This is a genomic window from Kitasatospora acidiphila, assembly GCF_006636205.1.
Classification (GTDB): Bacteria; Actinomycetota; Actinomycetes; order Streptomycetales; family Streptomycetaceae; genus Kitasatospora; species Kitasatospora acidiphila.
On the sequence record NZ_VIGB01000003.1, the window covers coordinates 3,254,111 to 3,267,816 of the forward strand.

9 protein-coding genes are annotated in these 13,706 nt (G+C 72.2%); all 9 read right to left on the reverse strand.

Features of this window, described 5'->3' with window-relative positions; all coding sequences use genetic code 11:
* Positions 1-36: 36 nt before the first annotated feature.
* The 9 genes from E6W39_RS15335 to E6W39_RS15375 all read right to left on the reverse strand — a co-directional run bounded on the left by E6W39_RS15335 (position 37) and on the right by E6W39_RS15375 (position 13,531).
* Entirely contained in the window at positions 37-606 is a 570-nt protein-coding gene (locus tag E6W39_RS15335; protein ID WP_141634002.1) for a Uma2 family endonuclease, read from the reverse strand.
* Positions 607-744: 138 nt separating this feature from the next.
* Positions 745-927: a hypothetical protein gene (locus tag E6W39_RS15340; protein ID WP_141634003.1), complete on the reverse strand. Its 183-nt coding sequence runs from the start codon at positions 925-927 to the stop codon at positions 745-747.
* Between the two features lie 324 nt (positions 928-1,251).
* Entirely contained in the window at positions 1,252-2,853 is a 1,602-nt protein-coding gene (serA, locus tag E6W39_RS15345; protein ID WP_228718169.1) for a phosphoglycerate dehydrogenase, read from the reverse strand.
* A 286-nt stretch (positions 2,854-3,139) separates the two neighbouring features.
* Positions 3,140-4,135, reverse strand: a complete 996-nt coding sequence (ilvC, locus tag E6W39_RS15350) for a ketol-acid reductoisomerase (RefSeq protein WP_141634004.1) — start codon at positions 4,133-4,135, stop codon at positions 3,140-3,142.
* A gap of 144 nt (positions 4,136-4,279) precedes the next feature.
* Positions 4,280-4,804, reverse strand: a complete 525-nt coding sequence (gene ilvN / locus E6W39_RS15355; protein WP_101382314.1) for an acetolactate synthase small subunit — start codon at positions 4,802-4,804, stop codon at positions 4,280-4,282.
* A gap of 31 nt (positions 4,805-4,835) precedes the next feature.
* Positions 4,836-6,608 carry an acetolactate synthase large subunit gene (locus tag E6W39_RS15360; RefSeq protein WP_267286756.1) on the reverse strand — a complete coding sequence of 591 codons (1,773 nt, stop codon included), beginning with the start codon at positions 6,606-6,608 and terminating at the stop codon, positions 4,836-4,838.
* Between the two features lie 340 nt (positions 6,609-6,948).
* Positions 6,949-9,834 carry a putative bifunctional diguanylate cyclase/phosphodiesterase gene (locus E6W39_RS15365; protein ID WP_141637757.1) on the reverse strand — a complete coding sequence of 962 codons (2,886 nt, stop codon included), beginning with the start codon at positions 9,832-9,834 and terminating at the stop codon, positions 6,949-6,951.
* A gap of 282 nt (positions 9,835-10,116) precedes the next feature.
* Positions 10,117-13,365, reverse strand: a complete 3,249-nt coding sequence (locus E6W39_RS15370) for a helix-turn-helix transcriptional regulator (protein ID WP_323809151.1) — start codon at positions 13,363-13,365, stop codon at positions 10,117-10,119.
* Positions 13,352-13,531, reverse strand: a complete 180-nt coding sequence (locus E6W39_RS15375; protein WP_141634006.1) for a hypothetical protein — start codon at positions 13,529-13,531, stop codon at positions 13,352-13,354. The genes E6W39_RS15370 and E6W39_RS15375 overlap by 14 nt, the downstream gene beginning before the upstream one ends.
* Between the last annotated feature and the right edge of the window lie 175 nt (positions 13,532-13,706).

The following is a 13,706-nucleotide window of genomic DNA, read 5'->3' on the forward strand; positions in this document are numbered from 1 at the left end:
GATGGAGACGGTACTCCTGGTCTCGGGGGGTGACATCTAGTGTCCATTATTCGGACTCGAGGTCAGTGTCAGATCGATGGCTGCCGGGAACGGGCGGGTGGTTCTCACCTCGTCGTACTGGACGGCCTCGGCGCCGTACCGCCCGGTGGCGGAGTCGAGTTCGTAACACCGGACCACCGCGCGAGTGCCCTCACGCTCCACCCACCACAGGTGGGGGACACCGGCAGCGGCGTAGTCCGCCGGGGTGGCTCGCCGCACCTCGGCGGGCCAGGTGGATGGCATCACCTCGATGGCGAGCAGCACCCGAGACGGATTCAGTCCACCCCGTCGCGTGACGGTCAGATCCGGCGTCAGGCGGGCTGCCCCATGGCGAATCTCCTCCGACGTGCTCGACACCTCCCACCCCTGTGGAGCCAGCGCCCGCAGTCCGTGGTCCAACTGGCTGCGAGTCAGCTCCTGGAAGACAGTGCTCGGGCTGCGGAAATACAGCCGGCCGTCGAGCAGCTCGGTGTGCGGCGGCAGATCCTCCAGGCGGTCCAGATCCGCTGCCCGCCAGCCCCCGGCGGGTGTCCGAGCCCACTCGGGCAATGGATCGATTGCTCCCATGCGAGGGATTCTGGCGGCGCCCTCCCAGGCTGCCCGGCGGCTTCGAGCCCGGATTCACCCGAACGTGTCCAGGTCGCCGTGGACGCTGTCCGCCAGGTGGGCCCGGTGGCGCCGCCGGGCCCGCACGACCTACTGACCTCAGTGCCCGGTGGAGCCGCCGTTGTCGCGGCGGTCCAGGGAGCGCTGCAGGGCGGCTGCGCAGGCGGCGCTGGTGTCGGGGGTGGCGAGGGCGAGGCCGCGCCGGCGGCGGCGGGCTGCCGCGGTGGTGCCGGCCGCGGCCGGGGCGTTGTCGCGGGCGTGCAGGTTGGTGGTGAGGGGCATACCGGGCTCCTGGGTTCGCGGACGCCGCAGCGGCGTCGGAGGAGGGAAGAGGAGGGGTGGTACGCCTGGCGGGGATCGCCCGCCGCACTGCGTACGTGCACACACGGCCCGCGGCTCGCCGGACGAACGGTGGGTCCGGGAGCGGGTACGCCGGGTGCCATTTCACGGTACGCCCGCGCCCGGCGGCTGTCTCTACATTTAGTTGGATTTCCTAGTATCTGAGACGGCGGCGCTCCGGACCGCCGGCCGCCAACGGGCTCAACTCCCCAAAGGACAAGGCCCGGACCGCGCAGCGCGGTCCGGGCCCCGGGGGCTGAGAAGGCGTCAGCCGAGATCCACCGAACGGGCGAACTTGGCGCCGATCTCGGCCGCGATCTCGGCGAGCACCTCCTGCGGGATCTGGGTGTCGACGGTGATCGAGGCCAGCACGTCATTGGTGGTGCCGTCGCGGGAGACCTGCATGCCGGCGATGTTGATGCCGGCGTCGCCGAGGATCCGGCCCAGGGTGCCGACCACGCCGGGGCGGTCGTCGTACTTGAAGAACGCCATGTGGTCGGTGAGCGCGATGTCGACCTCGAAGGCGTCCACGCCGACGATCTTCTGCTGCAGCTTGGGGCCGGAGAGGGTGCCGGAGATGGCGATCTCGGAGCCGTTGGCCAGGGTGCCGCGCACGGTGATCACGTTGCGGTGCTCGGCGCTCTCGCTGCTGGTGGTCAGCCGCACCTCGACGCCTCGCTCCTGGGCGAACAGCGGGGCGTTGACGTAGGACACGGTCTCCGCCACCACGTCCTCGAACACGCCCTTGAGCGCCGAGAGTTCGAGCACCTTGACGTCGTGCTGGGTGATCTCGCCGCGCACCTCGACGTCGAGCCGCACCGCCACCTCGCCGGCCAGCGCGGTGAAGATCCGGCCGAGCCGCTCGGCCAGCGGCAGCCCGGGCCGGACGTCCTCGGCGATCACGCCGCCCTGCACGTTGACCGCGTCCGGAACCAGCTCGCCGGCCAGCGCCAGGCGGACCGACCTGGCGACCGAGATGCCGGCCTTCTCCTGCGCCTCGTCGGTGGAGGCGCCCAGGTGCGGGGTGGCCACCACGTTGTCGAAGGTGAAGAGCGGGGAGTCGGTGCACGGCTCCTTGGCGTAGACGTCCAGGCCGGCGCCGGCCACCCGGCCCTCCTTGAGGGCGCTGAGCAGGGCCGCCTCGTCGATGATGCCGCCGCGGGCCGCGTTGACGATCCGCACCGTCGGCTTGACCTTGTGCAGCGCCTCGTCGCCGATCAGGCCGATCGTCTCGGGGGTCTTGGGCAGGTGCACGGTGATGAAGTCGGCGACCTCCAGCAGCTCGTCGAGCGAGAGCAGCTTGACGCCCATCTGGGCGGCGCGGGCGGCCTGGATGTAAGGGTCGTAGGCGACGATCTTCATGCCGAAGGCCGACATCCGCTGGGCCACCAGCACGCCGATCCGGCCCAGGCCCACCACGCCGAGGGTCTTCTCGGCCAGCTCGACACCGGTGTACTTGTTGCGCTTCCACTCGCCGGCCTTGAGTGCGGAGTTCGCGGGCGCGATGTTGCGGGCCACCGAGATCAGCAGGCCGCAGGCGAGTTCGGCGGCCGTGACGATGTTGGATGTGGGCGCGTTGACGACCATCACGCCGGCCTTGGTGGCGGCGGAGACGTCCACGTTGTCCAGGCCGACGCCGGCCCGGGCGACCACCTTGAGCTTCTTGGCGGCGGCCAGCGCCTCGGCGTCGATCCGGGTGGCGGAGCGGATCAGGATGGCATCGACGTCCGCGATGGCGGTCAGCAGCTCGGTGCGGTCGGCTCCGTCGCAATGCCGGATCTCGAAGTCCGGGCCCAGGGCGTCTACGGTCGCCGGCGACAGCTCTTCGGCGATCAGCACCACGGCGTTCTTGGAAGTGACAGTGCTCACGACAGTTCGTCCTTACTGTCCGGTTCTCCCCGCCGCGGGCATCGGCCGGCGCAGACACGTGGGAGGCGTGACCGGCTCGTTGCGGTCCGGCGGACATGGGGGTTTGGTGGCATGCCGCGTGGATAGACGCACGACGCTGTGGGCCTGACGCGCACTCGGAAGTGTATCGACGGACCGGGGGTTTCCTGCTCCCGTGCGGCGAAATCACCCGCACGGGACCAGACGGCTTGTACAGGGGGGACGGGACCGCCCGGACGGTCCCGTCCCCATGCTGCCGGCTGCCGGATCAGGCCTCCTTGACCCAGCTCATCAGCTTGCGCAGCTCGCGGCCGGTGGTCTCCAGCAGGTGGTCCGAGTCGGCCTTCTTGTACTCGTTGTACTTGGGCAGGCCGGCCTTGTACTCGGCGATCCAGGTGTTGGCGAAGGTGCCGTCCTGGATCTCGGCGAGGACCTGCTTCATCTCGGCCTTGGTGGCGTCGGTGATGATCCGCGGGCCGGTGACGTAGTCGCCCCACTCGGCGGTCTCGGAGACCGACCAGCGCATCTTCTCCAGGCCGCCCTCGTACATCAGGTCGACGATCAGCTTCAGCTCGTGCATGCACTCGAAGTAGGCGATCTCCGGCTGGTAGCCGGCCTCCACCAGGGTCTCGAACCCGGCCTTGACCAGGGCGGCGGTGCCGCCGCAGAGGACGGCCTGCTCGCCGAACAGGTCGGTCTCGGTCTCCTCGGTGAAGGTGGTCTTGATGACGCCGGCCTTGGTGCCGCCGATGCCCTTGGCGTAGGACAGCGCCAGGTCGAAGGCCTTGCCGGTGGCGTCCTGCTCGACCGCGACGATGCACGGCACGCCGCGGCCCTCCTCGTACTGGCGGCGGACCAGGTGGCCCGGGCCCTTCGGGGCGACCATGCAGACGTCGACGTCGGCCGGGGGCTTGATGAAGCCGTAGCGGATGTTCAGGCCGTGCCCGAAGAACAGCGCGTCGCCGGCCTTCAGGTTGGGGGCGATGTCCGCCTCGTAGACGTCGGCCTGGACCGGGTCCGGCACCAGGATCATGATGACGTCGGCCTCGGCCGCCGCCTCGGCCGCAGTGGTCACCCGCAGGCCGGCCTCCTCGGCCGCCGCACGGGACTTGGACTCCGGCTTCAGGCCGACCCGGACGTCCACACCCGAGTCACGCAGCGACAGCGCGTGGGCGTGGCCCTGGCTGCCGTAGCCGATGACCGCGACCTTGCGGCCCTGGATGATGGACAGGTCGGCGTCGTCTTCGTAGAACAGCTCGGCCACGGTGGGCTTTCTCCTTGCGTGTATCGCGTCGGTGTCCAGTCACCGTACGCGTGGGTTAAGGGGTTTCAGGGGGTGTCGCGCGCAGCGTGTCCTTCGCGCAGCGTGTCCTTGGAAGGGTGGGGGCGGGCGACAGGAGGGAGCGGTTTACGCGCTGCGGTCCAGGGCGCGCAGCGACCGGTCGGTGATCGAACGGGCACCGCGCCCGATCGCCACCAGGCCGGACTGCACCAGCTCCTTGATGCCGAAGGGCTCCAGCATCCGCAGCATCGCCTCCAACTTGTCGGAGCTGCCGGTCGCTTCGATGGTCACGGCGTCCGGCGACACGTCCACGGTCTTGGCGCGGAAGAGCTGCACGATCTCGACGACCTGGGACCGGGTCTCGTTGTCCGCCCGGACCTTGACCAGGACCAGTTCCCGCTGGATCGCAGCGGACTGGTCGAGCTCGACGATCTTTATCACGTTGACCAGCTTGTTGAGCTGCTTGGTGACCTGCTCCAGGGGCAGGTCCTCGACGTTGACCACGATGGTCATCCGGGAGACGTCCGGATGCTCGGTCGCGCCGACGGCGAGGGAGTCGATGTTGAAGCCCCGACGGGAGAACAGCGCGGCCACCCGGGCCAGCGCGCCGGGCTTGTTCTCGACCAGGACGGAGAGGGTGTGCTTGGACATGGCTTCTGGGTTCCCTTGGTCCGTTGGGGCGTCAGTCGAGGTCGTCGCCGAAGTCGGGGCGCACCCCGCGGGCGAACAGGATCTCGTCGTTGCTGGTGCCGGCGGCGACCATCGGCCAGACCATCGCGTCCTGGTGGACGATGAAGTCGATCACCACCGGGCGGTCGTTGATCTCCATCGCCTGCTTGATCACCGCGTCCAGCTCCTCGGGGCGCTCGCAGCGCAGGCCCACGCAGCCCATCGCCTCGGAGAGCAGCACGAAGTCGGGGATCCGGGTGCCCTGCGGCGGCGGGGCGACGCCGTCGTGGTCGGGGCCGGCGTGCAGCACGGTGTTGGAGTACCGCTGGTTGTAGAAGAGGGTCTGCCACTGGCGGACCATGCCCAGCGAGCCGTTGTTGATGACCGCGACCTTGATCGGGATGTTGTTGAGGGCGCAGGTGACCAGCTCCTGGTTGGTCATCTGGAAGCAGCCGTCGCCGTCGATCGCCCAGACCTCGGTGTCCGGCCGGCCCGCCTTGGCGCCCATCGCGGCCGGCACCGCGTAGCCCATGGTCCCGGCGCCGCCCGAGTTCAGCCAGGTGGCCGGCTTCTCGTAGCTGATGAACTGCGAAGCCCACATCTGGTGCTGGCCCACGCCGGCCGCGTAGATGGCGTCCGAGCCGACCAGCTGCCCGATCCGCTCGATCACCTGCTGCGGCGACAACTCCCCTGCGGGGGCCGGGTCGTAGCCCAGCGGGTAGGTCTTCTTCCACTCGTTGAGCTTGGCCCACCAGTCGCCGTAGTCGCCCTGGTGGCCGGCCTCGTGCTCGGCCTGGACGGCGACGATCAGGTCGGCCAGCACCTCGCGGGCGTCGCCGACGATCGGCACGTCGGCCGGGCGGTTCTTGCCGATCTCGGCCGGGTCGATGTCCGCGTGCACCACCTTGGCGCCCGGTGCGAAGGAGTCCAGCCGGCCGGTGACCCGGTCGTCGAAGCGGGCGCCGAGGGTGAACAGCAGGTCGGACTTCTGCAGCGCGGTGACCGCCGGGACGCTGCCGTGCATGCCGGGCATGCCCAGGTGCTGCGGGTGGCTGTCCGGGAACGCGCCCAGCGCCATCAGGGTGGTGACCACCGGTGCGCCGGTCAGCTCGGCCAGGATCCGCAGCTCCGCGGTGGCCTGCGCCTTGAGCACGCCGCCGCCCACGTAGAGGACCGGGCGCTTGGCGTTGACCAGCAGCCGGGCGGCCTCCCGGATCTGCTTGGCGTGCGGCTTGGTGACCGGGCGGTAGCCGGGCAGCGCCATCTCGACCGGCCAGCGGAAGGTGGTGGTGGCCTGCAGCGCGTCCTTGGCGATGTCGACCAGCACCGGGCCGGGGCGGCCGGTGGCGGCGATGTGGAAGGCCTCCGCGATCACCTGCGGGATCTCGGCCGGGTCGGTGACCAGGAAGTTGTGCTTGGTGATCGGCATGGTGATGCCGCAGATGTCGGCCTCCTGGAAGGCGTCGGTGCCGATCGACGCCGAGGAGACCTGGCCGGTGATCGCCACGATCGGCACCGAGTCCATGTAGGCGTCGGCGATCGGGGTGACCAGGTTGGTGGCGCCCGGGCCCGAGGTGGCCATGCAGACGCCGACCTTGCCGGTGGCCTGTGCGTAGCCGGTGGCCGCGTGGCCGGCGCCCTGCTCGTGGCGGACCAGGATGTGGCGGACCTTCGCCGAGTCCATCAGCGGGTCGTAGGCCGGCAGGATGGCACCGCCCGGAATGCCGAAGATGGTGTCCGCGCCCACGGCTTCGAGGGAACGGATGAGCGACTGCGCGCCGGTCATCGTCTCGACGACCACGGGGGTGCCTTGGGAGGGGCGGCCGGGTGGTCCCCGCGGCGGGGGGATGCCGTGTGCTCGGTCATCTGCCTGTCTTCCTTCGCCGGTTCGGCTGTCCGCTTCATCCCATTTTCGGATGGAATGAGCGGAAGGGGCAACGGTGTTTCACGCGGTGTTCATCGGTGCGACAGCAACAAAAAACCCCTCGTGCCCAAGGGCATGCGAGGGGTGGCGCGTCGGTCTGTGTCGAGTGGGGCGATCTGTGGCCCGCTCAGCCGACGCGCCCGCCAAGTACGAGAATTCGGGTGCGCATGGCACCGACCTTCCTCCCGACCGGCATCCGGTGTCAAGCAGGCGGGATGGCAGTCTCACCATGCGGACCAACGATGGACGGCCGGCCGTCCGCCGCCGAGAGGTAGGCGTGCCGGGCCGAGACCGCTCCCACCGGCCTGGGCAGCGGATACAGCCTACGCACCAGGGCCCGCCGCAGGCGGAACTCGTCCAGCGGCTGGGCGAACGCCAGCCCCTGGCCCTGCCGGCAACCCAGCTCCTGAAGCACCGTCACCTGACGCGGCTGGTCCACCCCCTCGGCGGCGGTGACCAGGCCGAGCTCCCGGCCCAGCCGCAGCGCATGGCCGGCCAGTGCCCGGCTGCGCGGCGAGTCGGCCACCTCCTGCACCACCGAGCGGTCCAGCTTCACCCCGTCGAACGGCAGCTTGGCGAGCGCGCCCAGCGAGCCGCTGCCGGTGCCGAACCCGGCCAGCGCCGTGCCCACCCCGAGCCGGCGCAGCGCGGCCAGCCGGCGGCCCAGCTCGTCCGCCGTGCCGTCCGGGCAGAGCCGGGCCAGCTCGATCACCAGCCGCCCGCACGGCAGCCCGCTGTCCCGCAGCGCCCCGGCGATGGTCTCGTACACCCCGGGCGCGCAGAGCCGCTCGGCGCTCAGCCGCACCGTGACCGGCACCGCGCCGGAGCCCGGCCGGCTGCCCGGCCCGCCGTCGTCCACCCCGCGCAGCGCGGCCTGGGCGATCGCCTGCTCCAGCAGCCAGCGGGCGAACCGGGTGGCCGCGTCACCCTGCTCGGCGCCGCGCAGGAACTCCGCCGGGGTGAGCAGCAGGCCCTGCGCCGAGCGCCACCGGGCCAGCGCCTCCAGCCCGGTGACCGCGCCGGTGCGCAGGTCCACCACCGGCTGGTGGTAGAGCGCGAAGCCGCCCTCCCGGACGGCGGCCCGCAGCCGGGTGTCCAGCTCCTTGCGGCGGTCCAGGTCGGCCCGCATGCCGGGACTGTAGAGCACCACCCGGCCCTTGCCCTCCGACTTGGCCCGGTACATCGCCAGGTCGGCGTCGCGCATCAGCTCGTCGGCCAGCACGCCCGGGTCGGCCGGCGCCGCGTCCGGCTCGGCCCACTGCGGCTCGAAGGCGATCCCGATGCTGGCGGCCACGCCCAGTTCGGCGCCGCCGATCCAGTACGGCTCGGAGAGCGCGTGCCGCAGCCGCTCGGCCAGCTCCTGCACCCGCAGCCGGCCCAGCTGACCGGCGACCAGCACCGCGAACTCGTCGCCGCCGAACCGGGCGACCGTGTCGCCGGCGCGCACGGTGGCCTGCAGCCGCCGGGCCGCCTGCACCAGCAGCTGGTCGCCGGCCTGGTGCCCGGCGGTGTCGTTGACCGCCTTGAAGCCGTCCAGGTCGAGGAAGAGCACGGCCACCGCGGCATCCCGGTACGGGTGTTCGCGGGCACCCTCGCCGCGCGGATCGCCACCGCCCTGGCCGCCGCCGAGCGCGGCTCGCAGCCGCTCGGCGAAGAGCGCCCGGTTGGGCAGGTCGGTGAGCGGGTCGTGGAATGCGTTGTGCTGCAACTGGGCCTGCAGCCGCACCCGTTCGGTGACGTCCCGGCTGTTCAGGATCAGCCCGTCGCGGTACCGGTTGACGGTGGACTCGACGTGCAGCCACTCGCCGCCGCCGGCCCGGATCCGGCACTCCACCCGGGCGCTGGGCTCGCCCGGGCGGGCCGCGGCCGGCGCCGACGGATGGCCGTCCGGGCGCCTGGCCAGCAGCTGGCTGCGGGCCAGGAACCGGCGCACCTCGCCGACCACCCGCTCGGCGTCCTGCGGGTGCACCAGGTCCAGCAGCCGGCCGCCGACCAGCTCCTCGGGATCCCGGCTGTAGACGCCGAGCGCGGCCGGCGACACGTAGGAGAGCACCCCGTCGGCCCCGATGATCATGATGACGTCGCTGGAGCCCTGCACCAGGGAGCGGAAGTGCGCCTCCTTCTGGGCGAGTTCCTGAGCCAGCGACAGGTTGTCCAGCAGCATGATGCCCTGACGGACGATCAGTGCCAGGCCGACCGTGCAGGCGACCACGATCACCACCCGGTCCATCGGACGACCTCCGAGGGCGTTGTAGAGGATGCCGGCGCAGCAGACCGAGGCCGCGGCGTACGGGGTCAGCGCGCTGAAGGTGGAGGCCACCCGGCGGCGCGGCAGGCCGCCGCCCGCGGGATGCAGCCGGCGCGGGCTGGGGCGCCGCCAGCGGGACGTCCAGGGCGCGTAGGCCAGGATCAGGGAGCCGGTGAACCAGCCGGCGTCCAGGATCTCCCCCGAGTGGTAGGTGTCGCGCAGCGCCGGCGAGCTGTAGAGCGCGTCGCACACCACGGTGACCGCCAGCCCCAGCATCGCGTTGTGCACCGCGGCCCGGTTGCCCTCCCGGCAGCGGAACCGCATCCCGACCACCAGCGAGACCATCATGATGTCCAGCACCGGATAGGCCAGGCCGAGCGCCAGCCGCAGCGGGTTGTCCACCTCGCCCTCGGCGGTCTGGCCCAGCGCCAGGCTCCAGCTGAGCGTGAACAGCGAGCCGGCCACCAACCAGCCGTCCAGCAGCAGGCAGAGCCAGGCGGCCGCGCCGCGCGGGCGCTGGGCCAGCACCAGCAGGCCCAGCACGGCCAGCGGCGCGAACGGCAGGAATGCGTAGTCGGCGATCGAGTCCTGCGGCAGCGGGGTGCGCAGCACCACCTCGTACCAGCCCCAGGTGCCGTTGCCGACCGCCAGGGTGGCCGAGGAGAGGCCGAACAGCAGCCAGGCCCCGCGGGTCTGCCCGGGCACCGTGCAGCCGCGCATCAGGCAGGAGAGCGCGGCCGCCAGCGCGGCGCCGGCCAGCCCGAAGTCCCCCATGAAGCACGCCAATGGGTGCGAGCCCCAGCCGAAGGCGGCGCCCAGCGCATAACCGAGGCAGAGCATCCCGAGCAGGAGGGCCAGACGACGGCCGACCAGTAGGGGCAGGCGGGTGACGCCCGCCGGCGGCGCGGTCGACACACCGTCAGACCTGGGGCTCACCCGGCACCTCCCCCTCTGTTCCCAGCCGGGACCCTACACCACTCCGGTCACTCAATGACACATACACTCAACTTAGAGTAATGGTCCGAGAGTAGGGATATGCACCCGCTTCCACCAGATCGGCCCGGTTGGGAGTAGCGCACACGCGGGGGCACGCGCGGGGGAACACGTGCGTCCATGCGCCGCCTACGCGCCGGACCCGACCGGCTGCAACGGCTCGGCGGCCGGGAAGAGCCGCAGCCGGTGGGCCAGTGCCGCGGCCTCGCCCCGGCCGGAAACCTCCAGCTTGGCAAGGATGTTGGAGACGTGGACGCTGGCCGTCTTGGGCGAGATGAAAAGTTCCTCGGCGATCTGGCGATTGGTGCGGCCCTCCGTCAACAGGCGCAGCACATCGGTCTCCCGAGGCGTGAGATGGAACGCGGCAGCACCGTCTGGCTCACTCTGCTCGGCGCGCGCCCCCATGGGCGCCCCCACGGGCGCCTGGGACCTGCTGCGCGCCACCCCGACCCGGTCGATCAGGCGGTCGATCTCCCGGCCCAGCCAGGCATCGCCCAGCCGGTCAGCCAACTCGGCGGCCTCGCACAGCAGTTCGCCGGCCTGCTCGCGCTGCCCGGCCGCCGCCAGGGCTCCGCCGGCCCCCAGCAGCGCGTGCACCAGCGGATAGGGCAGGCCGGTGGCCCGCAGCGGCTCGATCGCGGCCTGCCAGTGCGACGGGGTGTCGGTGCCGACGGCCCGGGCCAACTCGGCCTCGGCCAGCCGCACCCAGCCGTGGTGCAGCGGAACCACCGGGCGCTGCGCGGCCAGCCGCTCGGCGATCCGGGCCAGCACCGCCGAGCGGTCCTGGTCCGCCGAGGGCAGCCCACGCGAGTCGGCCTCCACCGCGGCGGCCCGGGCCAACAGCGGCAGCAGCCGGCTGTCCTTCGGGTCGGAAGGGTCGTCCAGGGTGGCCAGCAGCGCCGCCCTCGCCCGCAGCGGCCGCCCGGACCGGCCGGCCAGGTCCACCGCCAGCCGGGCGGCCGGCACCTCGTGCTGCGACTGGTCCTGCTCCACCGCGGCCGCGGCCCGCGCCAGATGCTGCTCCACGGCCGCCAGGTCGCCGCGCAGCAGCGCCAGTTCGCCGCGCAGCCGGTGCAGGAAGGAGGCGTGGGCCTCGGCCCGGCCGGCGCCCTCCCACTCGGCCAGCACCTCGGCCGCCTCGGCCTGCCGGCCGACCAGCAGCAGGCACTCGGCCAGGTTGCCGGCCAGGATCGCACCGGTGTTGCGCAGCAGCCCGAGGTCGCCGGCCACCGCCAGTCCCTCGCGGGCCAGTTGGACCCCTTCTTCGGCCCGGCCCAGGTGCCCGAGCATGCTGGCCAGGTTGTTCAGCCCCCGGGTGAGCAAGTCAGGCACGGCGAGCCGGCGGGCGCCCTCGATCGCCTCGCGCAGGGTGGCGACGCCCCGCTCGGGGTCGCCGAGTTCGGTGTAGAGCGAGCCGAGGGTCATCTGGGCGTGCAGCTCGACGCTGGTCGCGCCGACCTCGCGGGCGATCGCCACGGCCCGCTCGGCCAGCACCACATCGGCCTCGGCCGGGCGGTACAGCATCGTCTGGCCGACCGCCAGCGAGAAGACGTCGGCCTGCACGGCCGACGGCTCACGGCCCTCCACCAGGCGCAGCGCGTGCGTCAACTCCTCGGCGTAGCCGCGCCGGTTGAGGTGGCCCAGCATCCGGGCCCGGTTCATCCGGAACCAGGCGGCGCGCAGCGGGTCCTTCGCCTCGTCCACCAGTTTGAGGGCGCGCTTGGCCAGGCTCACCCCGCGCTCCCGGTCGCCGGCCCGCCGGGCCGCGACCACCGCCTCGGCCAACACGTCGACCAGCCGCAGCTGTTGGCAGTCGTCGTCATTGACCGGGCCCGGGTCGCAGGAACAGGGCGGGTAGGTCTCGGCCCAGTCGTGCGGGCGCAGCGTGGTCGCCAGCACCTCGTCGTCGACCTCGTCCCAGATCTCCAGGGCCCGCTCCAGCATCCGCAGTTGCTCGGCGAAGGCGTTGCGGCGGCGGGCGGCGCGGGCCGCGTCCAGCGCGCTGGGCAGGGCGCGGGCCGGATCGTGCGCGTGGTACCAGTAGTTGGCCAGCCGGGCCGGGCGCTCGGCGCCGTGCACCAGGGTGGGATCGGCGGCCAGGGCGGTGGCGAACCGGCGGTTGATCCTGGTCCGCTCACCGGGCAGCAGGTCGTCGGAGACGGCCTCGCGGACCAGCGCGTGCCGGAACCGGTAGCCTTCGCCGTCCTTGTCCGGCTGCAGGATGTTGGCGCCGACGGCGGTGCGCAGCGCGTCCAGCAGCTCGTCCTCGCTGCCGTCGAGCACGGCGGCGAGCAGTTCGTGCTCGATCCGCGAACCGCCCTCGGCCGCGGTCCTGACCACCCGCTGGGTGGCCTCCGGCAGCGCCTCGACCCGCACCAGCAGGATCTCCCGCAGCGAGTCGCTGAGGCCCACCGAGCAGCCGCCGGTGTAGGAGCAGGCCAACTCCTCGACGAAGAACGGGTTTCCCTCGGAGCGGTGGTGGATCCGCTCCACCAGCTGCCGGTCCGGGGTCTCGGTGCCGAGGATGCCGGCCAGCTGGGCGGCCACCTCCTGGTGGCCGAACCGGTCCAGCTCCAGTCGCTGCACGGTGCGTTGGCGCTCCAGCTCGACCAGGAACGGGCGCAGCGGGTGGCGGCGGTGCAGGTCGTCGCTGCGGTAGGTGGCGCAGATCAGCACCCGGGAGCTGTGCAGGGTGGCGATCAGGTAGCCGAGCAGCTCCCGGGTGGAGCGGTCCGACCAGTGCAGGTCCTCGATGGCCAGCACCAGGGTGTGCTCGGCGCCGAGCCGTTCGAAGAGCCGGCCGATGTGCTCGAACAGCCGGGCCCGGCCGTACTCGTCGTTGGGCTCGGCATCGGTCTCGCCGAACTCCGGCAGCACCCGGGAGAGGTGGCCCTCCATGCCCTCGGCGGCGCGGGCCAGCTCCGGGCCGAGCCGGCGGTGCAGCCGGCGCAGCGCGGTGACCAGCGGTGCGTACGGCAGGCCCTCGGCGCCGACCTCCAGGCAGTTGCCGAGCATGGTGACGGTGCCGGCCGCCTCCGCCTGGGCGAGGAACTCCTCCAGCAGCCGGGTCTTTCCGACCCCTGCCTCGCCCCGACCAGCAGCGCCTGCGGCTGGCCCTCCCCCGCCCGACGCAACGCCGCGCCCAGCGCAGCCAGTTCGCTGCCTCGACCGACGAAGACCGGGCTGACCGACATCTGCTCCACGGCGCTGAGCATGCCATATACGGCTGACGCCGGACCATGGGATATCGCCGACGGTGAAACGGGAGCGGGGAGAGCACCCTGGGTGCTCTCCCCGCTCCTGCTGTCGGCCACCTCGATCGGCTCCGCTGCTCCCCTCGTGCCAGCGGTGCCTGGGCCGTCGGTCAGCACTCGGCAGCCGCGGCGGCGCGGTGGGTCCGGCGCAGGCCGGCCAGGCGGCCGAGCCGCAGGCCCCGGTCGGTGCGGTTGGCGCGGTTGGCGCGGCGGGCCTCGGTCACCAGGCGCTCGTTGGCGGCGGCGGCCTGCAGCTCGGCGGTGCGCTGGCGGAAGAGTTCGAACTCCATGACGTGGTCCCCTGTGGTCTCGTCGTCTCTGTCTCTGTTGACACTTAGAGACTCCTCCCCCAGGGGGGTGCGCCACATCGGCAGCATGCCCGATCTTGCGGGGCCTCAGGTCCTTAGGAGCGTACGGAAAAACAGTGCGGCCACCCCTAAGGCCTTAGGGGTGGCCGCACCTCAA

Bases quoted from the DNA above. Each gene is read 5' to 3' on its own strand.
- E6W39_RS15365 (WP_141637757.1), bottom strand. From the start codon at position 9,834: ATGCTCTGCCTCGGTTATGCGCTGGGCGCCGCCTTCGGCTGGGGCTCG.
- E6W39_RS15360 (WP_267286756.1), bottom strand. From the start codon at position 6,608: ATGACCGGCGCGCAGTCGCTCATCCGTTCCCTCGAAGCCGTGGGCGCG.
- E6W39_RS15335 (WP_141634002.1), bottom strand. From the start codon at position 606: ATGGGAGCAATCGATCCATTGCCCGAGTGGGCTCGGACACCCGCCGGG.
- E6W39_RS15375 (WP_141634006.1), bottom strand. From the start codon at position 13,531: ATGGAGTTCGAACTCTTCCGCCAGCGCACCGCCGAGCTGCAGGCCGCC.
- ilvN (WP_101382314.1), bottom strand. From the start codon at position 4,804: ATGTCCAAGCACACCCTCTCCGTCCTGGTCGAGAACAAGCCCGGCGCG.
- E6W39_RS15340 (WP_141634003.1), bottom strand. From the start codon at position 927: ATGCCCCTCACCACCAACCTGCACGCCCGCGACAACGCCCCGGCCGCG.